Source organism: Enterobacter cloacae complex sp. FDA-CDC-AR_0164, assembly GCF_003071645.1.
Lineage (GTDB): Bacteria > Pseudomonadota > Gammaproteobacteria > Enterobacterales > Enterobacteriaceae > Enterobacter > Enterobacter ludwigii.
In genome coordinates this window covers 4,043,847-4,067,217 of sequence record NZ_CP028950.1, presented here as the reverse complement: position 1 = coordinate 4,067,217, position 23,371 = coordinate 4,043,847, and the positions used below count along the sequence as shown (strand labels likewise).

24 protein-coding genes are annotated in these 23,371 nt (G+C 56.5%); 13 read left to right on the top strand and 11 right to left on the bottom strand.

Annotation, left to right across the window (positions count from 1 at the left end; all coding sequences use genetic code 11):
• Position 1 precedes the first annotated feature (1 nt).
• The 6 genes from paaH to paaY all read left to right on the top strand — a co-directional run bounded on the left by paaH (position 2) and on the right by paaY (position 6,053).
• Complete coding sequence (gene paaH / locus AM410_RS20020) at positions 2 to 1,429, top strand: 3-hydroxyacyl-CoA dehydrogenase PaaH (RefSeq protein ID WP_073396703.1); 1,428 nt, start codon at positions 2 to 4, stop codon at positions 1,427 to 1,429.
• Positions 1,419 to 1,841 (top strand): hydroxyphenylacetyl-CoA thioesterase PaaI, encoded by a 423-nt coding sequence (gene paaI, locus AM410_RS20015; RefSeq protein ID WP_020884240.1) that lies wholly within the window; start codon positions 1,419 to 1,421, stop codon positions 1,839 to 1,841. The genes paaH and paaI overlap by 11 nt, the downstream gene beginning before the upstream one ends.
• On the top strand, positions 1,841 to 3,046 hold the full coding sequence (pcaF, locus tag AM410_RS20010) for a 3-oxoadipyl-CoA thiolase (protein ID WP_020884239.1): 1,206 nt from the start codon (positions 1,841 to 1,843) through the stop codon (positions 3,044 to 3,046). The genes paaI and pcaF overlap by 1 nt, the downstream gene beginning before the upstream one ends.
• A 26-nt stretch (positions 3,047 to 3,072) precedes the next feature.
• On the top strand, positions 3,073 to 4,389 hold the full coding sequence (paaK, locus tag AM410_RS20005; protein ID WP_014169934.1) for a phenylacetate--CoA ligase PaaK: 1,317 nt from the start codon (positions 3,073 to 3,075) through the stop codon (positions 4,387 to 4,389).
• 122 nt (positions 4,390 to 4,511) lie between these two features.
• A complete protein-coding gene (paaX, locus tag AM410_RS20000; RefSeq protein WP_044867798.1) occupies positions 4,512 to 5,447 on the top strand; it encodes a phenylacetic acid degradation operon negative regulatory protein PaaX in 936 nt (311 codons plus the stop codon).
• Between the two features lie 9 nt (positions 5,448 to 5,456).
• The gene (gene paaY, locus AM410_RS19995) at positions 5,457 to 6,053 is read left to right on the top strand and encodes a phenylacetic acid degradation protein PaaY (protein ID WP_020884237.1); all 597 of its coding nucleotides are present in this window, start codon (positions 5,457 to 5,459) and stop codon (positions 6,051 to 6,053) included.
• A gap of 93 nt (positions 6,054 to 6,146) precedes the next feature.
• On the opposite strand, the gene AM410_RS19990 is transcribed toward paaY, so the two are convergent.
• Complete coding sequence (locus AM410_RS19990; protein ID WP_073396705.1) at positions 6,147 to 7,085, bottom strand: omptin family outer membrane protease; 939 nt, start codon at positions 7,083 to 7,085, stop codon at positions 6,147 to 6,149.
• A gap of 193 nt (positions 7,086 to 7,278) precedes the next feature.
• Positions 7,279 to 8,184 carry a LysR family transcriptional regulator gene (locus AM410_RS19985; protein ID WP_068794593.1) on the bottom strand — a complete coding sequence of 302 codons (906 nt, stop codon included), beginning with the start codon at positions 8,182 to 8,184 and terminating at the stop codon, positions 7,279 to 7,281.
• A 149-nt stretch (positions 8,185 to 8,333) separates the two neighbouring features.
• On the opposite strand from AM410_RS19985, the gene AM410_RS19980 reads away from it, so the two are divergent.
• Positions 8,334 to 8,621 carry a DUF1330 domain-containing protein gene (locus AM410_RS19980; RefSeq protein ID WP_014169939.1) on the top strand — a complete coding sequence of 96 codons (288 nt, stop codon included), beginning with the start codon at positions 8,334 to 8,336 and terminating at the stop codon, positions 8,619 to 8,621.
• Here the strand turns inward: AM410_RS19980 and AM410_RS19975 are convergent.
• Entirely contained in the window at positions 8,618 to 10,012 is a 1,395-nt protein-coding gene (locus tag AM410_RS19975; RefSeq protein ID WP_073396706.1) for an amidohydrolase family protein, read from the bottom strand. The genes AM410_RS19980 and AM410_RS19975 overlap by 4 nt on opposite strands.
• A gap of 128 nt (positions 10,013 to 10,140) precedes the next feature.
• Here AM410_RS19975 and AM410_RS19970 point away from each other — a divergent pair, with 128 nt between their 5' ends.
• Positions 10,141 to 11,121, top strand: a complete 981-nt coding sequence (locus tag AM410_RS19970) for a LysR family transcriptional regulator (protein ID WP_073396708.1) — start codon at positions 10,141 to 10,143, stop codon at positions 11,119 to 11,121.
• Here AM410_RS19970 and AM410_RS19965 read toward each other — a convergent pair.
• From AM410_RS19965 to AM410_RS19950, 4 genes are all read right to left on the bottom strand, one after another.
• Positions 11,044 to 14,103, bottom strand: a complete 3,060-nt coding sequence (locus AM410_RS19965) for an efflux RND transporter permease subunit (protein WP_063156026.1) — start codon at positions 14,101 to 14,103, stop codon at positions 11,044 to 11,046. The two genes, AM410_RS19970 and AM410_RS19965, sit on opposite strands and share 78 nt — an antisense overlap.
• Positions 14,100 to 15,209 (bottom strand): efflux RND transporter periplasmic adaptor subunit, encoded by a 1,110-nt coding sequence (locus AM410_RS19960; protein ID WP_025204274.1) that lies wholly within the window; start codon positions 15,207 to 15,209, stop codon positions 14,100 to 14,102. Before AM410_RS19960 ends, AM410_RS19965 begins: the two co-directional genes overlap by 4 nt.
• A 74-nt stretch (positions 15,210 to 15,283) precedes the next feature.
• The gene (locus AM410_RS19955; protein ID WP_014169944.1) at positions 15,284 to 15,898 is read right to left on the bottom strand and encodes a TetR/AcrR family transcriptional regulator; all 615 of its coding nucleotides are present in this window, start codon (positions 15,896 to 15,898) and stop codon (positions 15,284 to 15,286) included.
• Positions 15,899 to 16,171: 273 nt separating this feature from the next.
• A complete protein-coding gene (locus AM410_RS19950; protein ID WP_032681083.1) occupies positions 16,172 to 16,990 on the bottom strand; it encodes an SDR family NAD(P)-dependent oxidoreductase in 819 nt (272 codons plus the stop codon).
• Positions 16,991 to 17,086: 96 nt separating this feature from the next.
• Here AM410_RS19950 and AM410_RS19945 point away from each other — a divergent pair, with 96 nt between their 5' ends.
• On the top strand, positions 17,087 to 17,455 hold the full coding sequence (locus tag AM410_RS19945) for a MerR family transcriptional regulator (RefSeq protein WP_020884230.1): 369 nt from the start codon (positions 17,087 to 17,089) through the stop codon (positions 17,453 to 17,455).
• A 36-nt stretch (positions 17,456 to 17,491) separates the two neighbouring features.
• Here the strand turns inward: AM410_RS19945 and AM410_RS19940 are convergent, their stop codons facing one another.
• Positions 17,492 to 18,427: a LysR family transcriptional regulator gene (locus AM410_RS19940; RefSeq protein WP_073396710.1), complete on the bottom strand. Its 936-nt coding sequence runs from the start codon at positions 18,425 to 18,427 to the stop codon at positions 17,492 to 17,494.
• Positions 18,428 to 18,526: 99 nt separating this feature from the next.
• On the opposite strand from AM410_RS19940, the gene AM410_RS19935 reads away from it, so the two are divergent.
• From AM410_RS19935 to AM410_RS19925, 3 genes are all read left to right on the top strand, one after another.
• Positions 18,527 to 19,639 (top strand): alkene reductase, encoded by a 1,113-nt coding sequence (locus tag AM410_RS19935; protein ID WP_073396712.1) that lies wholly within the window; start codon positions 18,527 to 18,529, stop codon positions 19,637 to 19,639.
• Entirely contained in the window at positions 19,636 to 20,358 is a 723-nt protein-coding gene (locus AM410_RS19930; protein WP_175556440.1) for an SDR family oxidoreductase, read from the top strand. The genes AM410_RS19935 and AM410_RS19930 overlap by 4 nt, the downstream gene beginning before the upstream one ends.
• A gap of 72 nt (positions 20,359 to 20,430) precedes the next feature.
• On the top strand, positions 20,431 to 20,970 hold the full coding sequence (locus AM410_RS19925) for an ester cyclase (protein ID WP_108648333.1): 540 nt from the start codon (positions 20,431 to 20,433) through the stop codon (positions 20,968 to 20,970).
• 111 nt (positions 20,971 to 21,081) lie between these two features.
• On the opposite strand, the gene AM410_RS19920 is transcribed toward AM410_RS19925, so the two are convergent.
• Positions 21,082 to 21,549, bottom strand: a complete 468-nt coding sequence (locus tag AM410_RS19920) for a nuclear transport factor 2 family protein (protein WP_014169951.1) — start codon at positions 21,547 to 21,549, stop codon at positions 21,082 to 21,084.
• 103 nt (positions 21,550 to 21,652) lie between these two features.
• Here AM410_RS19920 and AM410_RS19915 point away from each other — a divergent pair, with 103 nt between their 5' ends.
• On the top strand, positions 21,653 to 22,237 hold the full coding sequence (locus AM410_RS19915) for a TetR/AcrR family transcriptional regulator (RefSeq protein WP_108648331.1): 585 nt from the start codon (positions 21,653 to 21,655) through the stop codon (positions 22,235 to 22,237).
• A gap of 86 nt (positions 22,238 to 22,323) precedes the next feature.
• Here AM410_RS19915 and AM410_RS19910 read toward each other — a convergent pair whose 3' ends face one another.
• Together AM410_RS19910 and AM410_RS19905 are read right to left on the bottom strand one after the other, a co-directional pair.
• The gene (locus tag AM410_RS19910; protein WP_014169953.1) at positions 22,324 to 23,094 is read right to left on the bottom strand and encodes a hypothetical protein; all 771 of its coding nucleotides are present in this window, start codon (positions 23,092 to 23,094) and stop codon (positions 22,324 to 22,326) included.
• A 1-nt stretch (position 23,095) separates the two neighbouring features.
• A complete protein-coding gene (locus AM410_RS19905; protein WP_008502331.1) occupies positions 23,096 to 23,293 on the bottom strand; it encodes a hypothetical protein in 198 nt (65 codons plus the stop codon).
• Positions 23,294 to 23,371 lie beyond the last annotated feature (78 nt).

Here is a 23,371-nt window from a genome sequence, read left to right as displayed (position 1 = left end):
GATGGCGATCACGGTTCGTACTGTCGCCGTCATTGGAAGCGGCACGATGGGCGCGGGAATTGCGGAAGTCGCGGCGAGTCATGGGCATCAGGTTCTGATGTATGACATTGCTTCAGACGCGATTTCACGCGCGCTTGACGGGATCCGCCAGCGTCTCGCCTCCCGGGTGACTCGCGGAAAACTTTCCGCCGATGCTGGCAGCCAGATACTTGCCAGGCTGCTGCCAGTAACGGATATCGAAGCGCTCGCCGCGGCAGATCTGGTGATTGAAGCCGCGTCTGAGCGTATCGACGTCAAAAAAGCGCTGTTTGCGCAACTGGCTCAGATTTGCCCGCCGCAGACCTTGCTGACCAGCAATACCTCCTCCATTTCTGTTACGGCGATTGCGGCGGATGTTCACCATCCGGAGCGCGTCGCGGGGCTGCATTTCTTTAATCCTGCACCGGTCATGAAGCTGGTCGAGGTGGTGAGCGGGCTGGCGACATCGCCCGAAGTGGCCGATGCGCTGTGCGAGCTGGCGCTGAACTGGGGGAAACAGCCCGTCCGCTGCCAGTCAACGCCAGGGTTCATCGTCAACCGCGTTGCGCGTCCATTCTATTCTGAAGCCTGGCGCGCCCTGGAAGAGCAGGTCGCCGCGCCAGAAGTGATTGATGCCGCCCTGCGCGACGGCGGCGGTTTCCCGATGGGACCGCTGGAGCTGACCGACATGATTGGTCAGGACGTCAACTTTGCGGTGACCTGTTCCGTGTTCAATGCCTTCTGGCAGGAACGTCGTTTCCTGCCGTCGCTGGTGCAGCAGGAACTGGTGCTGGCGGGGCGACTGGGCAAAAAAAGCGGGAAGGGCGTTTACGACTGGCACGGTGAGAAACCGGCTGTGCCGTGGCTTGATGCAGTAAACGCCAGCGTTACACCCCTGCGCGTGCAGCGAAGAGGTGACGGTGTCACGGAAATTGATGAGCTCCTGTTGATTGAAACCCAGGGGGAGACCGCTCAGGCGCTGGCCCGGCGTTTTAACTGTCCGGTCGTGGTGATTGACCGCATCGAACGCGACGTGGCGGTGATCGCAGCCGCATCGGATAACCCGCATACCGCCACGCAAAAAGCCGTCTGGTACCTGCAACAGCAGGGACACCGGGTACTGCGCATTGCCGATTACCCCGGCCTGCTGGTCTGGCGGACGGTGGCGATGATCGCCAACGAAGCGCTGGATGCGCTGCAAAAAGGGGTGGCCAGCGAGAAGGATATCGACACCGCCATGCGCCTCGGCGTGAATTACCCGAACGGGCCCATTGCCTGGGGTGAGCGTCTGGGCTGGCAACGGCTGTTAACGCTGCTGGAGAATTTGCAACGCCATTACGGCGAAGAACGCTATCGCCCTTGTTCACTGCTGCGCCAGCGTGCGCTTCTGGAGAGTAGCTATGAGTCATAACGCCTGGCATAACGCCCGCACCATGTATGAACAGGACGCCTGCGCCCAGGCGCTGGGGATCGACATCATCGACATGGACGATGGCTACGCGGTAGTGACGATGACCATCACCCCGCAGATGCTCAACGGCCACAAAACCTGCCACGGAGGGCAGCTGTTTTCACTGGCCGATACCGCCTTTGCCTACGCCTGCAACAGCCAGGGGCTGGCGGCAGTGGCGTCAGGCTGTTCAATCGATTTTCTGCGCCCGGGGTTTGCCGGCGACACGCTGACCGCCACCGCGCGGGTTAAGCATCAGGGCAAACTGACCGGCGTGTATGACATTGAAATTCAGAACCAACAACAGAAAACCGTTGCCCTGTTTCGCGGAAAATCTCACCGCATCGGCGGCAGTGTGACAGGAGAAGCCTGATGCGTGACGCTTTTATTTGTGATGGCGTTCGAACCCCGGTGGGGCGCTATGGCGGGGCGCTGGCCAGCGTTCGCGCCGACGATCTCGGCGCGGTGCCGCTGCGTGCGCTGCTGGCCCGTTATCCGCAGCTCGACCTCGAGCGGATTGATGATGTGATCTTCGGCTGCGCCAACCAGGCGGGGGAAGATAACCGCAACGTGGCGCGTATGTCGCTGCTGCTGGCCGGACTGCCTCAGACGGTCTCGGGCACCACGCTGAACCGCCTGTGCGGTTCGGGTCTTGACGCGATTGGCTTTGCCGCGCGGGCAATCAGGGCGGGTGATGGCGACATGCTGCTTGCAGGCGGCGTCGAGTCAATGTCCCGGGCGCCGTTTGTAATGGGTAAAGCCACGGCGGCGTTCCAGCGTCAGGCGGAGATTTTCGACACCACCCTCGGCTGGCGATTTGTGAATCCGCTCATGCATCAGCAATTCGGAACTGACAGCATGCCGGAAACGGCAGAGAATGTAGCTGAATTGTTAAATATCAGCCGGGCCGATCAGGATGCTTTCGCGCTGCGCAGCCAGCAGCGTACTGCTCAGGCACAGCAGAACGGCATTCTGGCGCAGGAGATTGTGCCGGTGCAGGTGCCCGGCAAAAAAGGAACGATTACGGAAGTTTCGGTAGATGAGCATCCCCGTGCTGATACCACGCTTGAACAACTTGCCGCGCTGAAAACACCGTTTCGCAAGAACGGTGTCGTGACGGCGGGTAACGCCTCCGGTGTAAACGATGGCGCTGCGGCGTTGATTATCGCCAGCGAGTCGATGGCGCACGCGCAAGGGCTTGTCCCGCGCACGCGGATCGTGGCGATGGCTACCGCTGGCGTGGAGCCACGTCTGATGGGCTTAGGACCGGTGCCAGCCACCCGCAAAGTGCTGGAACGTGCCGGGCTCAGCATCAACGATATGGACGTGATTGAGCTTAACGAAGCTTTCGCTTCTCAGGCGCTGGGCGTGTTACGTCAGCTGGGATTGCCGGATGACGCTGAACACGTCAACCCGAACGGAGGGGCCATTGCGTTGGGCCACCCGCTGGGCATGAGTGGTGCCAGGCTGGCGCTGGCCGCGAGCAATGAATTGCATCGACGCAACGGGCGCTATGCGCTGTGTACGATGTGCATCGGTGTGGGTCAGGGCATTGCCATGATCCTTGAGCGTGTTTGAGCGAATAACAGTGTGAGTACCCTACAATGACAAATACAACAAAGCTTGATCCGATCGAAACGGCCTCCATTGACGAATTACAGGCGCTGCAAACCGAGCGTCTGAAATGGACGCTGCATCACGCCTATAACAACGTTCCGATGTACAAACGCAAGTTTGACGCCGCGGGCGTTCACCCTGACGATTTTAAAACGCTGGAAGACATCCGTAAGTTTCCGTGCACCACCAAGCAGGACCTGCGTGATAACTATCCGTTCGATACCTTTGCCGTACCGATGGAGCAGGTGGTGCGTATTCACGCCTCTTCCGGCACCACCGGAAAGCCGACCGTCGTCGGTTATACCCAACATGACATCGACAACTGGGCTAATCTGGTGGCCCGTTCTCTGCGCGCCGCGGGCGGCAGTGCGAAAGACAAAATTCATGTGGCCTATGGGTATGGCCTGTTTACCGGAGGGCTGGGCGCGCACTATGGCGCAGAGCGTTTAGGGGCGACCGTTATCCCGATGTCCGGCGGTCAGACGGAGAAACAGGCGCAACTGATCCGCGATTTCCAGCCGGACATGATCATGGTGACGCCATCCTACTGCCTCAATCTGATCGAAGAGCTGGAGCGCCAGATGGGAGGCGATGCCAGCGCCTGCTCCCTGCGTGTGGGGGTGTTTGGCGCAGAGCCGTGGACGCAGGCCATGCGCCGCGAAATCGAGAAACGTCTGGGGATCACCGCGCTGGATATCTATGGGCTTTCCGAGGTCATGGGGCCAGGCGTGGCGATGGAGTGTATCGAAACCGCCGACGGTCCGACCATCTGGGAAGATCATTTCTATCCGGAGATCGTTAACCCGAACGACGGCACGCCGCTTAATGATGGCGAGCAGGGCGAACTGCTGTTTACCACGCTGACCAAGGAGGCGCTGCCGGTGATCCGTTATCGCACCCGCGACCTGACGCGCCTGCTGCCCGGCACAGCCCGTACCATGCGTCGTATGGACAGGATCAGCGGTCGCAGTGACGATATGCTCATCATCCGCGGCGTCAACGTCTTCCCGTCCCAGCTGGAAGAGGAGATCGTGAAGTTCGAACACCTCTCCCCGCACTACCAGCTGGAGGTCAACCGCCGCGGCCATCTTGATTCACTTTCCGTGAAGGTGGAGCTCAAAGAGAGCAGTCTGACCCTGACCCACGAGCAGCGCTGCCAGGTGTGCCATCAGCTGCGCCATCGGATTAAATCGATGGTCGGGATCTCCACCGACGTGATGATTGTCAACTGCGGCAGTATCCCGCGCTCAGAGGGCAAAGCCTGTCGGGTGTTTGATTTGCGTAAAGTTGCGGCTAACGGTTGAGTTTCCCTCATCCTAACCTTCTCCGCAGAAGGGAGAAGGGACTTTCTCTCCCTCTCCCTTTGGGAGAGGGCCGGGGTGAGGGGAATATGCTATGATTCATCCAGACCAAAAATAACAACAGAATGAATCACATGAATAAACTCGATGCCTTTATCCAGCACGCGGTTAGCTCGGTTCCCGTTAGCGGAACGTCGCTTATCTCCTCATTATACGGTGACGCGCTTTCACATCGCGGCGGCGAGATTTGGCTTGGTAGCCTCGCCGCCTTACTGGAAGGCATGGGGTTTGGCGAGCGTTTTGTGCGCACTGCGCTGTTTCGTCTTAACAAAGAGGGCTGGCTGGATGTGTCGCGCATCGGACGACGCAGCTTTTACCGGCTGAGCGACAAAGGGCTGCGTTTGACCCGCCGCGCGGAGAGTAAAATCTACCGGTCTGAACTCCCCGCATGGGACGGCAAGTGGCTGTTGCTGCTTTCGGAAGGTCTGGACAAAACCACCCTTGCTGACGTCAAAAAGCAGCTGATCTGGCAGGGTTTTGGCACCCTGGCTCCCAGCCTGATGGCCTCCCCGTCGCAGCATCTGGCGGATGTGCAGTCGCTTTTACACGACGCAGGCGTGGCGGAAAACGTCATCTTCTTCGAGGCCCATTCGCCGCTGGCGCTGTCCCGCGCGGCGCTGCGTGCCCGGGTGGAGGAGTGCTGGCAGTTGACCGAACAGAACGCGATGTACGAGACGTTTATCCACTCGTTCCGTCCTCTTCTGCCGCTGCTGAAAGAGGCCGCGCCGGACGAATTAACGCCGGAACGCTGCTTCCAGATCCAGCTGTTGCTGATCCATTTTTACCGTCGCGTGGTGCTGAAAGACCCGCTGTTGCCGGAAGAGTTATTGCCTGCACACTGGGCCGGACAAAGTGCGCGACAGCTGTGCATTAATATTTATCAGCGTGTGGCACCGGGGGCGCTGGCGTTTGTCAGCGAGAAAGGTGAAACCTCCGTCGGCGAACTGCCTGTGCCCGGCACGCTCTACTATCAACGCTTTGGTGGTCTTACTATCGTATAAGGAGTGGAGATGCCCGTTTATCAAATTGACGGTCTGACGCCGGTGGTGCCTGATGAGAGCTACGTTCACCCGACGGCGGTGCTCATCGGCGACGTGATCCTGGGCAAAGGCGTGTATGTTGGCCCGAATGCCAGCCTGCGCGGCGATTTTGGCCGGATTGTGGTGAAAGACGGCGCGAACATTCAGGATAACTGCGTCATGCACGGTTTCCCGGAGCAGGACACGGTGGTGGAAGAGGACGGCCATATCGGCCACAGCGCGATTCTGCACGGCTGTATTATCCGCCGTAACGCCCTGGTAGGGATGAACGCGGTGGTCATGGACGGCGCGGTGATTGGCGAAAACAGCATTGTCGGCGCGGCGGCCTTTGTGAAAGCGAAAGCGGAGATGCCCGCCAACCATTTGATCATTGGCAGTCCGGCAAAAGCGATACGTGTGCTGAGCGAGCAGGAAATTGCCTGGAAGAAGCAGGGCACGCGTGAGTATCAGGTGCTGGTGGATCGCTGCAAGCTGACCCTGCATCAGGTCGAACCCCTGCGCGAAGTGGAGCCCGGTCGAAAACGTCTGGAGTTTGACGAGGATCTGCGACCAAAATCGGCGTCATGAAGGGGCGCACCTGCTGATGTCAAAGCAGCGCATCGAAAAAGGCCCCGTCAGGGGCCTGTGCATGTTTACGCTGGCCTGATGCGTTGCGCGAAATCAGAACCGGTATTGCAGACCGGCGGTAACGGTATAGTTTTTGTTGGAAATGCCCGCCGCATCACCGCCAATTGACCCGGATTCGCCCGTGTTAGTATCAATAATCTGCGTGCCGCCTTTGCCCTCTTTGTAACGGCTATACGCGAACTCGGCAAAGACTTTGGCGTGTGGCGTGACGTAATATCCTGCATCCACTGACGCACCATAATAGCGAGAGTCTGAGGTTTTCTCGCGGAAGGTCAGGTCGCGCATATAGTGCTCGTCGTTATCATGAGCGCGCACCCAGTCACTGAATTTAAACAGGCCATTAAATTCGAAATTATTAATACGATACTGCCCCACAAGCCCAATATAAGGCATTGAGAAGCGCTGGCTATAACCAATGCCGCGTTTGCCCGCCGGGAAATTCCCCGTGTTGGTACCGTTATCATAATTATAAGAGCCACCGGTGGCCGTCCAGCTAAAACGGGTTTCCTGATAACCGGCAGTCACGCCCGCTTTATAGCTTTCGCCCTGCAATATCCAGCCTTTTACATTGAGATCGTATTCATTGGCATAATTGACGTTAGTTGCCGGATGCGTCGAATGATCTGTCCAGCTGGATTGTCTTTCGTTCATCCAGTCATAGTCATCCATATGACCCGAGCCGGATGCCAGCGAGGTCCAGCCGCGTGCGTTCAGGGTCAGGAAAGGGTACGCATCCCAGGAAATGTCGCCTTTCAGGATGGCGACGTTTTTAATTTTCCAGTCCAGCTGGCTGATTTTTCTGCCTGTGACGTCGTCATACACCATTTCATGGGATTTCCCACTGAGCATCCCGCCCGAGGCTGAAACGGTGACGCTGTCAGGTGAGAAATTCGGCGTAAATTGCGTTTCCCCTGCGTATACTGCGCCTGAAAAGGCGGCCATCATTGTCAGTAAAAGCGTATTTCTTGTCATTTTTATGTCCCTAATTAAAATTTAATAAATACCTTGCAATTAAATTTTAAAAGCCACGCAAATAACAATCAACTGCCAGTTTTAGTCATTATTCGCATTTGCGCTGTATATTCCTTTCACAAGAAACGCCCCTGGGCGAGATAATATTGCCGTCCGGCCTCCGACAATTAGCGTGAATATCTTTAGCAGGATATTAATCAAAGTACGGTTTTAAAATGACTTCCGTCCAGTGCATAAAAGCTCTGACACGCTGCGATAAATTGCGCCGATGGGCGACCACAAAAGCGGCATTAAGCGGTTCAGGAGGCAAATGGGGAAGCACTTCAACCAGCGCGCCGCGCTGGATATGGGGCGCCAGCGCGGAATACCCGCCCTGAATTAAGCCCAGACCCGCCAGCCCGGCCTCATGATAGGCCGGTACGCTGTTGACCCGCGCGGCGCCGGGTAACATGACGGACCGGTAGCCATCACCGTCCGGGTACTGCCAGCCATCAGGTCGGGCACCAAAATTTCGCATGTAATGCACCATTCGGTGTCCCTGACGAAGCAGGTCGTCAATCGTCTCGGGCACTCCGACGCGCTCCAGATAGCGTGGGCTGGCGGCGTTAATCATCCGTAACTGACCCAGCGGTCGGGCAATGAGGGTCTCATCAACAATGGGCCCAAAACGAATCACGCAGTCAAAGCCTTCCTGAACCAGATCGACTCGCCGGTCTGTGCTTGAAAGTTCTATTTCAAGTTCAGGATGCGCGTCCAGCAGTTGTGGCAGGGCGGGAATCACTACGCTTTGGGCCAACACTGCTGGCATATCGACGCGTAAACGTCCCCGCAGTGACATGCCGCCAGGCGCAAACATGGACTGCAGATCTTCAGCATCTGCTAACAAATCCCGGGCGCGGGAATAAAAAGCCCGACCGTCTTCGGTCAGCTGTACCGCGCGGGTAGTCCGGTGCAACAGCGTCGTCCCGAGGTCATGCTCAAGCTCACGTACGACCGTTGAAACGCGGCCTTTCTTAATGCCCAGGCTCTCCGCCGCCTGAGTAAAGCTCTGCATTTCTGCGACGCGCGCAAAAATAGTCAGTGCATGCAGGTTTTTCATTGTTCACCTTCCGGGTAACAGTGCGTTATTTTTTGGGTGATTTATTCCCTTATTGATGACTAATAGAGTGTCTTCGTACCGCGTAACGCTGTCAAACAGGTTGATGCGTTTTACACCACCGGCAACAGTCCTCAGGAAGGATAAAGAAGATGAATAAAGGTTATTTAATCGCCCACGTGACCGTCACAGATCCTGCTGCCTATGCAGAATATGCGAACGCTGCCGGGGAAGCGCTGCAGGGGTTCAACCCCCGGGTCATCGTCTGGTCAGGGGAATATGAAAATCTCGAAGGGGAGGCGCATGAACGCCATGTCGTTTTAGAGTTTGATTCGTATGCTGAGGCCAAACGTTTTTATAACAGTCCCGGGTACGTTGCCGCCAGAAAGCTGCGCGCGGGGGCGGCAACCGGGACATTTGTTGTGGTTGAAGGGGCTTAATCCTGCGCCAGCGGCAGGAAGGCGTCAGCAAATATGTCCGGCTCATACCCGGCTGAGGTAAAGAGATGATGACGTGATTCATCAATGGCCTCGCGAAGGCGGGTGATGTCTACCCCCAGCACGTTGCCGTCTTGCTTCACGATTCGTCCGGCAATCATGACGGTATGGATGTTGCTGCGCTCTGCCGCATGGACCACCGTGCCAAATGCATTGCCGGACGGATAGAGGTTGAGATCGCCGGCGTTAATAAGCACCAGGTCGGCCTGTTTACCCGGCGTCAGGCTGCCGATGCTCTCCTGTAACCCTGCACAGGCCGCACCATCGACGGTGGCTGCTTTCAGGAGCTGTTGGGTATGAAGCGTATTTACGGTGTGCGCTGAACCACAGCAGCGCTGCTGATGCATGCCCATGACGCGCTGGAGGTAAAAAGCCACGCGCATTTCCATAAACATGTCGCCGCTGTACGACGTTTCATTGTCAACGCTGAGGCCGGGGCTGATGCCGTGGCGCAGCGCGGACTGAAGGGCAAACATGCCGTCTTCAATCCCATAGTGCGCATCGGAACGGGGGCAGACGTTCACGCGTACACCCGCGTCCCGCAGGATTTTCCATCCGTCGTCCGGCAGTGCGGTGCAGTGATTAAAAATATTGTCCGGTCCCAGAAGCCCCTGCTGATGCAGCGCCTCAAGCTGCGACGCCATTTCACCCCCAAAGAATTCGGTCACGATTGGCAACCCCAGCCTGCGGGCCTCCAGCCATCTCTCCGGCTCCAGCTGGGCCATGACCGCCAGCGAAACAAGACTTTCAGGGTTATTCTGGAAATACTTTTCTTGCAGGCGCTGCCAGTTACCGGGCCAGTGCGCGCGGTCCCATTCTCCGGACACCGGTGCACCGGAAGCGTGTACGGCGCGGATCCCTGCATCCAGCAGGGCCTCAACGGCCGCGTCCGAATGCGCAGCGGTGCGGCTGTTATGGGAATTATCAATCACCGTAGTGATACCGGCATCAATACACCCCAGGGCGGTGAGCAGGTTGCCGATATAAATATCGGCAGGGCGATAATATCTGGCGAATGAGAAGTGCGTGGCGTTGCAGTAATCTTCAAGCGTTTTGGCGTCGGGGTTAATGCGGCGCAGTTGTCCCTCCCAGGCATGGCGATGGGTATCTACCAGGCCCGGCATGGCAATCATATGTGTGGCATCTATTATGCTGGCGCCTTCTGCTGCCAGATTTTCACCAATGGCGACGATCTTTGCGCCTTCGATAAGGATATCGCCGCGCTCAAGATTACCCACCCTGTCATCCATGCTGAGCAAGGTTGCGCCCTTAATCAACGTGGCGGGTGGGGTTATGCTCTGATTGTTAATCATATTTCTCAGGTAATCGCTCATCTTCTTGTCCTTTATCTCTTCATGGGTGAGAAATTACGCCACCCGATTACGGCGAAAAAGATGCTTAACGTGTTTTCATTATTCATAATCTACGAAGAATAATGTGAGCGACGGTCGGGGGAGAAAAAATGGATCGTATTCAGGCAATGCAGATCTTCATGCGGGTAGCGCAGGCCGGAAGCTTTGTCCGCGCAGCCGAAACGCTTTCTCTGCCTTCGTCAACGGTCACCAGCAGCATAAAAAATCTGGAGAATTACCTCCAGGTGCGCCTGCTTAACAGAACGACAAGGCGGGTGAGCCTCACCGCTGAAGGTGTGCAGTATCTGGCGCAATGCCAGGAAATACTGGCGTTAATCGAGCATGCCGAAACAAGCCTGACGGCGTCAGTCCGGCGCCCGCAGGGACGCTTGCGGGTGGATATGCCGGGCGGGATCGCAGATTTCATCGTGATGCCTCACCTGAAAGATTTTTACCGGCTTTATCCGGATATCTACCTGATGCTGGGCGTCAACGATCGGCAGGTTGATCTGGTGCAGGAGGGGGTTGACTGTGTGATCCGAACGGGGGATCTGAATAACTCGACTCTTGTTGCCCGTCCTCTGGGCCGGTTTCGCTGGGTGACCTGTGCCTCACCGGACTATCTCAGGAAGTTCGGTACTCCCCGCTCGCCAGACGACTTGTCACAGCATCGGGCGATACACTATTTTTCCGATCAGACCCGACGGGCGGATGCGTTACGCTTTGTCCGCGGGACAGAGACCGTCTCCATCCCTGTCCGCGGCGAAGCGGCCGTAAATGCCACCGGGCTTTATATCAACATGTGCCTTGAAGGTTTCGGGCTGGCGCAGCTGGCTGAGAGTATTGTCTCAGCGCATCTGCGGGAGGGAAGGCTGGTTGAGGTTCTGGCTGACTGGCAACCGCCTTCGGTGCCCGTTACGTTGCTTTATCCCCATCAGCGTTTTCTCTCTCCCGCAGTGCGTGCCTTTGCAGACTGGATTGCCGGGCTTATCCCGAACGCCAGCCCGGCACCGTCAGGCGGCGGGCTTGATCCGAAACCAGATCGCATACATCGCAGGCAGGAAGACGAGGGTAATAATGGTTCCCCCTAGCGTTCCGCCAATCAGCGTGTAGGCCAGCGTTCCCCAGAACACGGAGTGCGTCAGGGGAATGAACGCCAGCACGGCGGCCATGGCCGTCAGTAAGACCGGCCTCGCGCGCTGTACGGTCGCCTCAACCACGGCGTGGAACGGATCGAGACCGTCCTTCTGGTTGTGATCGATTTGACCAATGAGTATCAGCGTGTTTCGCATCAGGATCCCCGACAGCGCGATCAGGCCGACGAGGGCATTGATGCCAAACGGCTGATTGAAAAGCAGCAGCGTAGGAACCACACCAATAAGCCCCAGCGGTGCGGTCAGGAATACCATGACCATGGCCGAGAGTGAACGCACCTGCAGAATGATTATCAGCAGCGTCAGGGCAATCATGATGGGGAACAGCGGGGCCATGGCCTGGGTAGCTTTGCCGGATTCCTCAATCGATCCCGCCATTTCGATGCGATAGCCAGGTGGAAGTGAATCAACAATGGGTTGCAGCTGTTTCATGATGGCGGTTGACACATCCGGGGGCTGAAGGTTTTCGGCAATGTCTCCCCGCACGGTAATCGTGGGCGTACGATCGCGACGGCGCAACAGCGGATCCTCCATTCGGATCTCAATCTCCCCGATTTGTGACAGCGGAACGCGTTGCCCGGCGTTACCCACCAGGGTAAAGCCCTCTATCTTCGCTGGATCGAGGCGGATATCACCCGCGGCGCGGCCCGTAACCTGTACCGAGCGAATATCTTCCCGCACGGAGGTGATGGGAACGCCCGACAGCAGGAACTGAAGCTGCTGGGCAACGGCGTTCGACGTTAAACCGGTCGCCTGCAGGCGGTTCTGATCGAGGGTGAAATGCAGGGTCGGTACGCGTGAACCCCAGTCGGTATTGACGGTTCTCATCATCGGACTGGCCTGCAGCACACCTTTGACGTTATCTGCAATGTCACGCAGTTTATTGACATCCGGTCCCATTACTCGCCAGGCGACCGGGAAGGGAGAATAAGGCCCGAACACCAGCTGCGTGACCCGCACGCGTGCCTCCGGAGCCAGCCCGCGGGCTACCGCTTCGCGAAGGCGGAACTTAAGCGCCTCGCGTGACTTCTCGCTGTCCGTCATGACGACAACCTTCGCGAAAGAGGGATCGGGCAACTCAGGGGCCATCGCCAGATAAAAGCGCGGCGAACCCTGGCCAATGTAGGCGGTGACGATGCTGGCTTCAGGCTGTTTGCGCAGCCACGCTTCGATTTTCGCGGTGGCGGCGCTGGTTTGCTCAATCGATGTGCCATACGGCATCTGCACTTCCACCAGCACCTCGGGGCGGTCGGACGTCGGGAAAAACTGTTTCTTAACCAGCCCCATCCCCAGTACTGCGAGGGTGAAGATGGCCACGACGGACGCGGCGACGATCCATTTTCGGGCGATCACGCGGCTCAGGGTATGACGAAAACGGTTATAGCGCGGGGTGTCATAGATGGCGGCATGACCACCTTCGACTTTTGCGATGTCCGGCAGGATTTTGACGCCCAGATAAGGGGTGAACACCACCGCCACAAACCACGAAGCTATCAGGGCGAGGCCGACTACCCAGAACATATTGCTGGTGTACTCCCCGGCGGTTGACTGCGCAAAACCATTCGGCATAAACCCGATGGCTGTCACCAGGGTTCCGGCCAGCATTGGCGCGGCGGTATGGCTCCAGGCGTAGGCGGAGGCTTTGATTCTGTCGTAGCCTTCCTCCATTTTTACCACCATCATTTCGATGGCGATAATGGCATCATCAACCAGTAAGCCGAGGGCTAAAATAAGGGAGCCCAGGGTAACGCGGTCGAAGTTTATACCGGAGGCTTCCATCACGACAAAAACGACCGCCAGCGTCAGCGGCACTGCCGCCGCGACAACGATGCCCACGCGCCACCCCATACTGACAAAACACACCACCATCACCACCAGCAGGGCGACGAAGAACTTGATCATGAACTCATCGACCGACGAGCGGATATTCACCGACTGATCGGTGACTTTCGTCAGGGTCATCCCCAGAGGCATATTGGCATTGATGTTTGCCGTTTCAGCATCCAGCGCTTTACCCAGCGCCAGGCCGTTCCAGCCTTCACGCATGACAATACCGAGCAGGAGGGTGGGTTCTTGCTGGTTACGGATCTGCAGGGTCGGTGGGTCCTCATAGCCCCGTTCAACCGTTGCCACGTCGGACAGCCGGAGCGTTTTGCCCTGCGCGATCAGGGGCGTATCGCGGATCTTCTGCAATTTATCGAAAGCGCCGTCGAGGCGGATAAAGATTTGCGCCCCGCGCGTTTCAATCGAGCCCGCCGCGGTTAATGCGTTCTGGCTGTTGAGCGTGGTGAAAATATCCTGCGGCGAGAGTCCCAGTGTTGCCAGACGGTCATGCGAGAAGGAGATGTAAATCCGCTCGGCCTGTTCCCCGATGATGTTCACTTTCTTTACGCCCGGAACGTGCAAAAGCTGCTGGCGCAGGGCTTCGGCGTCACGCACTAACAGACGCTGTGGTTCGCCTTTCGCTTTCAGTGCAAAAAGGGCAAAGGTGACATCGGAAAACTCGTCATTGATCATCGGCCCCATGACGCCTGCCGGAAGGTTTTTGGTTTCATCCCCCAGTTTCTTTCGCGCCTGGTAAAATTCCTCCTGAACCTGAGAAGGCGGGGTTTTGTCCTGCAATGACAACGTGATAAACGCCATACCGGGGCGGGTATACGTTTCCGTGCGGTCATACCATTTGAGTTCCTGCAGACGTTTTTCCAGCGGCTCGGCGACCTGATCCTGGATTTCCTGCGCGGTTGCGCCGGGCCAGACGGTGATAACCGTCATTTGCTTAACCGTGAAGGGGGGATCTTCCGCGCGGCCAAGGCCAAAAAACGAGAAAATACCGGCAAGGGTAACCAGAATAATCAAGAACAGCGTGACCGAGCGCTCGCGTACCGCAAGCGCTGACAGGTTGAAACGACCTCCACTCATGGTGTCATCCCCGCCTGAGTGGCATCGCGCTGTTCCGCCAGCCGGACCGCTTCGCCTTCGTGCAGAAGATGGACGCCTAACGCAACAATCTTCTCTCCGGGCTGCACGCCGCCGGTCACTCTGGCGATATCATCCCCTACGCTAAGCACCCTGACAGGCTGCCAGACGACTTTTGTCGGCTGAGCGGAAATACGCCAGACGCCAGGCCCTTTCCCCGCATCGTAGAGAGACGCCAGAGGAACCTGCATTACCCGGCTGTCGCCTTTGCCGTGTTCGATGCTCAGCGTCACGGTCGCCCCCAGCGGCGCGTTCGCCAGCGCGCCATCCAGCACGTATCGGGCCTCAAAGGTACGGGTGGTCGCATCGGCTGAATCAGACAGCAGGCGCAGCTTCGCGCTAACGGGCTGCTTTTCGTTACCGTAGAGCGTTGCCAGGGCTGTACTTCCCACGGCAGGGCGCAGGGTTTCCGGCAACTGGACCAGCGCCTCGCGCTGCCCCGCGCGGGCCAGACGGATCACCGCCTGCCCGGCGCTGACCACCTGTCCAGGCTCGGCAAGTGTCTCCATCACCACGCCGTCTGAATCGGCAAGTAGCACGGCATAACCGGTGGCGTTTTGCGCCACGCCTGCCTGTGCCCGGGCAGCGCTGAGCTCCGCTCTGGCGCTGTCGGCTGCGGCTTTAATCTGGTCGTATTCCGACGCCGACACTGCACCGGATGCCACAAGGCCGCGATAACGCGCCTCATCGCTGGACGCTTTACGTGCGCGCGCCTGGGCAGCATCCACCGCTCGCTGCTGGGCCTGCGCCTGTAATTTCAGATCAACAGGATCCAGACGCATTAAAGGCTGGCCCTGCTTAACGGTTTGACCCGTATCGACAAGACGTTCGAGAATTTTGCCCTGCACCCTGAAGCCTAAATCACTTTGCGTTCTTGCCACCACCACGCCGGTAAAGGCGCGTGACGTCTCGTTCGCAGGGATCACGGACGCAGACCTGACAAGCGGTGGCTGCGTGCGCGGATCGTCACTGGCGTGGTTATCGCCGCATGCCACCAGGGCAAACGGCAGGAGGCATACGGCAAGGCGGGCTGAATGAAGCCTGAGCATGGGAACCCTTATTACATTAACAGGACGGTATCCGCATTCTCATTCTAGTGACCAATAAAGTCAATGGTCACTAATCAGGGGGCGAGGCTTCGCAAAATCAGAGAGGAGAGGACAACCGCCGCGGTCGGGGCGGCTTCGAGGTTGTACTGCAGCTGAACAGGGTTAATGAAAGGGCACATCACCATATAGATCGCCAGTGTAGCTTCGTCCAGAGGGGTTTTTCTCTCGAACTCACCGGCTTTTCTGCCCTCGACAACAATGCTCTCAATCAATTTCAGCAGACGTTCGGAATACCTTTCGGTTGAAGGCCACTTGTCCCGCGCGGCAACGGCGGCGATGTCGTAGAGTTTACGCTCATGGAAAAACAGTTCACTTCCCGCCTCGGTGAGCGCCCTGAACAGACGACGCAGCTTTTCGCTTGCGGATGGCGCATCAGCGATGGCTGCATTGACCGCCGCCATGATCATATCAAGGCGGTTCGCGCAGATGACCTCGCCGATTGCCTGCTTGGAATCAAAAAACTTATAGATATAGGCTTTTGAAAAACCGATGGCTTTGGCAAGTTCAGCGACGGTGGTTTTTTCATAGCCGTAATGGCCGAAATGCTCATACGCAGCTTCGACGATTTGCTCTCGGACCGTGTGATCGAGTGGACCACGTGTGGATGGGGTGTTCATGTCTTTAGTCATTATTTCAGCTTAGCGTGACAGGCTCCGATTGACAACGTGTGACCATTTGGTAATTAGGTCACATGGTTGAGTGGGCAGATGGCACATGCACAGTCGTCTGTGGAACCCGAGGGATAATACTCGTTAGCCCTGAGCCGTTAAGACTGCATCATCAACCAGGTCGGCTAAGTGTATCACTGTTTTTCGCGGGATATTGTCAGTCTTTGCGAGAGGTTGCGCGCGTTTCAGTGCAATTGCGCGGCACTGAAACGTCACGCTTTGGCCTGAACGGGATTATGCGTCTGAGCGCGTCCCCTGACCGGCAGGCTTAGGTCGTAATACTTTTTCAGCAATGATCGCCAGACGTCGGCGGGTGACAAACCGGTGTAACTGGCCCAGCAGCCAGTTACCGCAGCCGGGGATCAGCGTGTTGCGTTGCGTATCCACGGCCCGTAACGCCAGCGCGACCACGTTCTGCGCTGGCATTCTTTTGCCCACTGACGCTTCCTCGGCATTCACCACCTCAAAAAAGGCGGTATCCGTTGCGCCGGGGCAAAGCGCCAGCACGCGGATGCCGTGGGCGCGGTATTCTCCCCACAGCGCGTTCGAAAAGGAGAGTAAAAATGCCTTTGTTGCCCCATAAATTGCCATATACGGATCCGGTTGCATGGCAGCGGTTGAGGCCACGTTAATCATCACGCCTGAACCTTTACGCAGCATGGCGGGCAGCAGGGCGTGCGCGAGTGCCACGGGGGCGACGCAGTTGACGTTGATCTCTTCACGCTGGCGCGCCAGAGATAGCTTTTCAAATCGCCCGTAGGTGGCAAATCCCGCGCTATTAATCAAAATATCGGGATAAAGCCGTAACGCTTCCAGCCGTTCCACAATGTGGGTAATGGCCTCAGGCAGCGTTAAGTCCTGCACGATAACGGTGAGTGATACGCCGTGCGTTTTGTGTAGCTCAGCCGCAAGCGCCTGCAGCGTTGCCTCGGAGCGGGCAACCAGGATCAACCCCACGCCACGGGCCGCGAGCTGGCGGGCGAACTCCCGTCCTATGCCCGAGGATGCACCGGTAACCAGTGCTGTTTTTCCTGTATAATCAAAAGAATTCATAACATAAATCCCGTTTTCCCTGTCTGTGCGGCACAGGATAAACCGTGTACTCAGGTACACGGTCAAGCGTGATTTTTACAAGGTGAGAACGACGCGATGAGGATCGGCGAGCTGTGTGCCAGAACTGGGTTATCGAAAGAGACGGTGCGTTATTATGAAAGGGCGGGCTTGCTGGAAAAAATTCCGCAGCCAAACGGCAGTAATAACTACAAAGTCTACTCGGCTGTGGATTTACAACGGCTGAAGCTGATCGGGCATGCCAAAATGCTGGGGTTTACCCTGGCTGAAATCGCCGATGTTCTGGCGGTCTGGGTTGATGACCGCTTTACCGCGGAGGAAAAACAGGCCGCTTTGCGGCGCAAACTGGCGCAACTGGCGGAGAAAGAAGCGGCGCTGAATGAACTTCGGACCCGCTTGACCGATGCCCTTCATAAAGTCGGTCAGCCGTGTGTTGATGTATTTTAATCGGCCGACGCGGACCGTTTAACGCAACCGGCGGCTTCACGACGTCATCAGCTCACCGCCTTCAGTCTTTTTAAGCCAGTCGATAAAAAACTGGCTAAATGCGGTGACCTGAAGCGGCTGGAGTTTCCGTTGCGGGTAGACAAACTGTAGCCCGACATCTTTGCGATCAAACCGGCTAAAGCCGGTGAAGCTCCCGGCAAGCAACACTTTCAGCCTTCCTTTCTCGACATCGTCCTTCACGTCCCACCACGATTTGCCCACAATGCCAGCCCCGTCGAGGGCCCACTGACGAAGCAGCGCTCCGTCATCACAGACCATGGCAGGCTCTACGCGAACGACGCGCTCTTTCCCCTCAACCTCAAACCGCCATTCATTCATCACCACCCCTTGCGACTCCAGCGCCAGACAGCGGTGGTCCGTCAGCGCGTCACAGGAGGCAGGGATACCCTGGTCGTTAAGATACGCTGCTGACGCGACCAGCACCCGGTGATTGGGACGGATATTTCTGACCACCAGGCTGCTGTCCGGCAGGTTGCCGAAGCGAATGCTCATATCCAGCCGGTTAGCGACCAGATCCTCTACGTGTTCTCTTAAGTAAACGAAAAATTTGATTTCCGGATGCAGGCGGGAAAATGCCATGACGGCGGGGCTGAGATACTGCCTGCCAAAGTCAGAGGGGGCGGAAAGACGAATGTTACCGCTGAGCACGCCCTCTTTTTGTGCCAGTAACGACTCGGCATGATGCATCTCTTCCAGCACGCGCAGTGCAGCATGGTAAAACTCTTCGCCCGCCCGGGTGAGGGAGATAGCCCGCGTGGAACGGTGAAACAGGCGCGTCTGGTAGCGTTCTTCAATCGCCTTGAGGCGGGCGGTCATGGTGGCCGGGGAAAGTGACAGGCGGCGGCCAGCGGCGGAAAGCCCGCCAGCCTCGGCCACTTCAACCAGCAGCGCCATATCTTCGAGTTTACCCATTATTCATATTTTCCGAAAAGTGCATCTGATTTTAGTGTAATTATCAAAATAAGATGCCGCCTGTAAAGTGATTTCATCGTAACCACAAGGGACGTCCAGATGAACCAGACCTCACTTTTTGAACGCTACAGGTTAGGGGATCTCAACCTGAAAAATCGCATCGTCATGGCACCAATGACCCGTGCCCGCGCTCTTCAGCCGGGAAATATTCCCTCGACGCTGATGGCTGAATATTACCGACAGCGGGCCAGCGCGGGCTTAATCATCACCGAAGCCACGCAGATTTCGCCTCAGGGCCAGGGCTATTCATGGACTCCGGGGATCCATACGCCAGAGCAGGTTGCGGGGTGGCAACTCACTACCGGCGCGGTCCATCAGGCGGGAGGGGTAATTTTTTCCCAGCTCTGGCACGTGGGGCGGATGTCTCATGCCCGTTTTCACGAAGACGGACTGCCCGTCGCGCCCTCCGCGCTGGCACCCGATGCGAAAGTATGGGTGGTGAATGAACATGGCGAAGGTCAAATGGTTGACTGCCCGACGCCACGCGTGCTGTCGCGAAAAGAGATCGCGCGCGTCGTCGAACAGTACCGACAGGCGGCGCTCAATGCCGTTCAGGCCGGGTTTGATGGCGTGGAGGTGCACGGCGGAAACGGCTATCTGATTGATCAGTTCCTGAGATCCACGTCAAACATCCGTACGGATGAGTATGGCGGCAGTCTCGTGAACCGGATCCGCTTCGCACAGGAGGTGCTCGATGCCATTGCGCAGGCCATTGGCGCTGAGCGCACCGGTATCCGGCTTTCGCCGTTTATTACACAACGGGGAATGAACGATCCGCAGGTCATCGAAGCCATTCTCGCCCTCGGGGCCTGGTGCCAGCAACGAGGCATTGCGTTTATTCACCTGGCGGAAGCCGACTGGGATGATGCGCCACAGGTTCCGGAAAGTTTCCGCAAAAAACTGCGCGAAACATTCCGTGGCACCCTGATCGTGGCAGGAAATTATACCCCCGAAAAGGCGGAAAAAATCCTCGCAGCAGGGTATGCCGATTTGATTGCGTTTGGACGCCCGTTTATTGCCAACCCCGATTTACCACAGCGGCTGGCGCACCACTGGCCGCTGAATGACGTCAGCGATCCCGCCACGCTCTTTGGTGGTACAGCGGTGGGGTATACCGATTATCCCACCTACAACCTGAGTGAGGAAAAATGATGACCCGTAAAACGTTAATTATTGGCGGCGCGTCCGGTATTGGTTTTGCTGTAGCCCGTGCCCTGGCAGCACGCGGCGACGCCATTATTCTCGCGGGACGCAATAAAGAGAAACTGAACGCTGCCCGCGCGCGGCTCAGTCCATCTCCCGCCTCTGTTGAGACCCTCGTCCTCGATATTAGCAATGAAGCAGAGGTGATCGCGTTAAGCGAAACGCTGGGTGAGGTCGACAATATTATTGTCACGGCCGGCTCTCAGGCACCGGGAGGGCCGCTTTCCACCCTCGACCCTGGCGCGGCGAGACTGGCTTTTGATACCAAATTTTGGGGCAGCATGCATGTCGCCAGGTATCTGAGCGGGAATATTTCGCCCCGCGGTACGCTGACGCTGACCAGCGGATTTGTTGCACGCCGCGTGGTAGCCGGTGCCATAGTCAAAACCACCATGAACGCCGCCATCGAGGCGGCAACAAAAGTGCTGGCAAAAGAGCTTTCACCGCGTCGCGTAAACGTCATCAGCCCGGGTCTGACCGATACCGAAGCCCACGCCGGGATGGATGCGGCTGCGCGGGAAAAAATGCTGACTGTTGCAGCACAGACGTTGCCCGCTAAAGCGTGGGGACGAGCGGAAGACGTTGCTCAGGGCTATCTCTTTGCCATCGATAATGCCTTTGTTACGGGCTCGGTGATTGATATTGAGGGCGGGGCATTACTTAACTGACCCCGTGTTGATCCGAATTGATTCCGGCAGTGAACATGCTGGCGGAAACTTAATCACAGGTTGTAAGCGTTTATGCAATATTCAACATATGCACGTCCAGCTGTGCTGGCGTTAATTCTGGCTGGCGTATCCGGCGTGGCTTATTCGGCCCAGAGCGACTGGGTGAAACTGAATCTTCTTATTGTGGATAACACGCTGTCGCAAACGCAATTAACGGCGAGCGAACATGCGGCCGTTACGTATGCCACGTTCTGGGATACCGGCAAAGAGTCTCTGGCGCGGGAAGCGCTGGCGGTTAATTTTGTGGATAAAACCCCACCGGAAGGCCGAAAACAGGGGCCAGAGGGCGCCATTATGGCCTCGAGGGCATTTCGCACCGCGGTGCCGGATTTACGCTGCGAGGTGGAACAAATGATCGTTACGGGTAATCGTGTCGTGTCCCATTTGCATTTCCACGGTCATTTCAGCGGGACATTTGGCAAAATAAAAGGGCAGGGTCAGAACGTGGATTTTATCGCGACGGATATCTATGAGATCGGCAACGGTAAAATAGTGTCCAACTGGCATATTGAAGATAACCTGACGCTGATGAAACAGTTGGGTGTGATTTAAATAATAGTCTGCCTCTTTTTCATGGTGTAAAAGATAAGCCCGCCCGGGTAACCGAAAGGTTACCCGGAGCGTATAACCCCTCGTAATGGCGAAGCATGATCCTGACGAAACCTACAGCCCCAGGTCGCTCAGTGAAGGGTGGTCATCAGGACGTCTGCCCAGCGGCCAGTGAAACAGGCGCTCAGACGCTTTTATCGGCATATCGTTGATGCAGGCGAAGCGGCGCTTCATCAGACCATCCGGCTCGAATTCCCAGTTTTCATTACCGTAAGACCGATACCAGTTGCCCGAATCATCATGCCATTCATAGGCATAGCGCACGGCGATACGGTTTTCCGTAAATGCCCACAGCTCTTTGATCAGACGATAATCCAGCTCTTTTTTCCATTTGCGCTCCAGGAATGCCTGTGCTTCCTGACGGTTAGTGGCAAACTCCGCGCGATTTCGCCACTGGGTATCGAGCGAATAGGCAAGTGCGATTTTGGCCGGGTCGCGACTGTTCCAGCCATCTTCTGCCAGTCTGACTTTTTCGATGGCACTTTCACGCGTAAAAGGCGGTAAAGGGGGGCGTGTGTTCATTTCGGCTACCTCTGGTTGGTATTAGGTAGACAGGTCTGTCTACTGGTGTTAATCTAGGCCTGAAAAATAACGCTGTCAACCTGTCAATTGAGGCCGTCGATCTGTGAATACAGTCAACTTGAATAACGATAAAACAATCAGTGTGAGGGAAAAAATCTTGCTGACCGCGCACGATCTGTTTTATTCCAGCGGATTTAAAGCAACGGGCGTGGATACCATTATCAAGCAGGCTAAAGTCACTAAAGTGACGTTTTATCGCCATTTTCCGGGAAAAAGTTTACTGATTGTTGCCTATCTCCACTATCGACACGAAATATGGATTGACTGGTTTGAAAGCACGCTGCGTCGACATCTTGCTGCGGGTAAAACCCTGGCCAGTGCATTATCTGACACGCTGTATGAATGGTTTATTTCGCCGTTATTCCATGGGTGCGCCTTTATTAATGCCAGCGCAGAAGCAAAATCTGAAGAAAATGAACGCGAAATAAAAGATATTTGCCGCAATCATAAAACCGAAACAAAGGCAAAAATAGCGTCCCTGACCGGCATAACCGATGAGAAAACCGTTAATGAAATTATGATGCTGTTCGACGGTGCGATTATTCATGCGCAAATGGGGATCGCAGCGGATGAGGTCATAAGCTCATTGAAAAAGGGAGTAGAACGGCTAACAGAAAACGCCGCCTGACCCGGGGCACGATCGGCCGCCGACGAAATACGCTTAGCATGGAGGGGCTGGCGCTGAGCCTGGCAGTGAATGCCAGGCTCCTGCCTTTAGTCATCATCTTCTGCCCGTTCCGCCAGCGCCAGCGAGCTGGCACTGGCCGGATCAAACAGGGAAATACTCTCGATCTGATTTAGCATGATCACCTTTCTGAAGTCCATCGCGCTTCCGGGTTCTGAATCCAGAGTAATGTCGTGGCGGGCATACCATTTGCTGTAATTATTTTCGATGCAGATCCGCATTGTCTTCTCATCGCGATAGCCGCTTAGCATGGGGATCAGCACGATATTGGCGGTTTTTTCATACTCGAGCGTTGCGGTGTGGATCATGCCGACATAAATCCGTCTCGAACGCAGCGTCACCTGCGCCAGCTCCCCTTGCTCCATACACTGATACAGCAGTTGTTCGATACCGCTCGACTGCGCGAGACGTTTGTAGAGCTTCTTCCTGCCTTCTCCGTCCAGCCTGGCGCTGCCTGCCCAGTTAGAACGATAAAGACAAAACAGGATGGCGAAGGCCAGCATGACGACAACCGGTGCCTGAATACCTAAAAAGCTCCAGTTCATAAAATCTATTTGCCAGTCGGCATAGGTTTGCGCGGTGAAGTGGAAGGTGTTGTCGGCGGCAGAAAGTGCATAGAGCAACAGCCAGAGCAGCCCCGTGGCGATCACCCCTTGCAGAACGAAGATACAGCCATACAGGGCAACGAGAAAATAGACATCCCAGCCGAAAGATCGCTTGATTTTAAAACGGGTCGACAGGTCACGGCTGGTGTACCAGTACCCACAGACCATCAGCACCATAAAGATAGCCGTTCCCATATCAGGCCCTCTTCAGCGCGTTAACATGACGCAGGAAATCCTGTCGCACCTCGTTGCTCTTGTAGTTCACCGAGGCGTTCCCGTCCTGGTCGATGATGATGCGATCGCCATCCTCCACGGCTTCGATAATTTCCTGCTGGCTCATCACCTGGAGCAATGATTCCGGACTGGAGAAAAGTGACAGAAAGAAACGTTTCATCGCGGGGTTTCCTCATCCTTATGATTAAAAAGGATAAGTCTGGAAGAAGAAGGGGAAATTCGCCTTAAGGTAAAACTG

Excerpts from the sequence above, each read along its gene's own strand:
- paaH (WP_073396703.1), top strand. The coding sequence starts at position 2 with ATGGCGATCACGGTTCGTACTGTCGCCGTCATTGGAAGCGGCACGATG.
- paaI (WP_020884240.1), top strand. The coding sequence starts at position 1,419 with ATGAGTCATAACGCCTGGCATAACGCCCGCACCATGTATGAACAGGAC.
- pcaF (WP_020884239.1), top strand. The coding sequence starts at position 1,841 with ATGCGTGACGCTTTTATTTGTGATGGCGTTCGAACCCCGGTGGGGCGC.
- paaK (WP_014169934.1), top strand. The coding sequence starts at position 3,073 with ATGACAAATACAACAAAGCTTGATCCGATCGAAACGGCCTCCATTGAC.
- paaX (WP_044867798.1), top strand. The coding sequence starts at position 4,512 with ATGAATCACATGAATAAACTCGATGCCTTTATCCAGCACGCGGTTAGC.
- paaY (WP_020884237.1), top strand. The coding sequence starts at position 5,457 with ATGCCCGTTTATCAAATTGACGGTCTGACGCCGGTGGTGCCTGATGAG.
- AM410_RS19990 (WP_073396705.1), bottom strand. The coding sequence starts at position 7,085 with ATGACAAGAAATACGCTTTTACTGACAATGATGGCCGCCTTTTCAGGC.
- AM410_RS19985 (WP_068794593.1), bottom strand. The coding sequence starts at position 8,184 with ATGAAAAACCTGCATGCACTGACTATTTTTGCGCGCGTCGCAGAAATG.
- AM410_RS19980 (WP_014169939.1), top strand. The coding sequence starts at position 8,334 with ATGAATAAAGGTTATTTAATCGCCCACGTGACCGTCACAGATCCTGCT.
- AM410_RS19975 (WP_073396706.1), bottom strand. The coding sequence starts at position 10,012 with ATGAGCGATTACCTGAGAAATATGATTAACAATCAGAGCATAACCCCA.
- AM410_RS19970 (WP_073396708.1), top strand. The coding sequence starts at position 10,141 with ATGGATCGTATTCAGGCAATGCAGATCTTCATGCGGGTAGCGCAGGCC.
- AM410_RS19965 (WP_063156026.1), bottom strand. The coding sequence starts at position 14,103 with ATGAGTGGAGGTCGTTTCAACCTGTCAGCGCTTGCGGTACGCGAGCGC.
- AM410_RS19960 (WP_025204274.1), bottom strand. The coding sequence starts at position 15,209 with ATGCTCAGGCTTCATTCAGCCCGCCTTGCCGTATGCCTCCTGCCGTTT.
- AM410_RS19955 (WP_014169944.1), bottom strand. The coding sequence starts at position 15,898 with ATGACTAAAGACATGAACACCCCATCCACACGTGGTCCACTCGATCAC.
- AM410_RS19950 (WP_032681083.1), bottom strand. The coding sequence starts at position 16,990 with ATGAATTCTTTTGATTATACAGGAAAAACAGCACTGGTTACCGGTGCA.
- AM410_RS19945 (WP_020884230.1), top strand. The coding sequence starts at position 17,087 with ATGAGGATCGGCGAGCTGTGTGCCAGAACTGGGTTATCGAAAGAGACG.
- AM410_RS19940 (WP_073396710.1), bottom strand. The coding sequence starts at position 18,427 with ATGGGTAAACTCGAAGATATGGCGCTGCTGGTTGAAGTGGCCGAGGCT.
- AM410_RS19935 (WP_073396712.1), top strand. The coding sequence starts at position 18,527 with ATGAACCAGACCTCACTTTTTGAACGCTACAGGTTAGGGGATCTCAAC.
- AM410_RS19930 (WP_175556440.1), top strand. The coding sequence starts at position 19,636 with ATGATGACCCGTAAAACGTTAATTATTGGCGGCGCGTCCGGTATTGGT.
- AM410_RS19925 (WP_108648333.1), top strand. The coding sequence starts at position 20,431 with ATGCAATATTCAACATATGCACGTCCAGCTGTGCTGGCGTTAATTCTG.
- AM410_RS19920 (WP_014169951.1), bottom strand. The coding sequence starts at position 21,549 with ATGAACACACGCCCCCCTTTACCGCCTTTTACGCGTGAAAGTGCCATC.
- AM410_RS19910 (WP_014169953.1), bottom strand. The coding sequence starts at position 23,094 with ATGGGAACGGCTATCTTTATGGTGCTGATGGTCTGTGGGTACTGGTAC.
- AM410_RS19905 (WP_008502331.1), bottom strand. The coding sequence starts at position 23,293 with ATGAAACGTTTCTTTCTGTCACTTTTCTCCAGTCCGGAATCATTGCTC.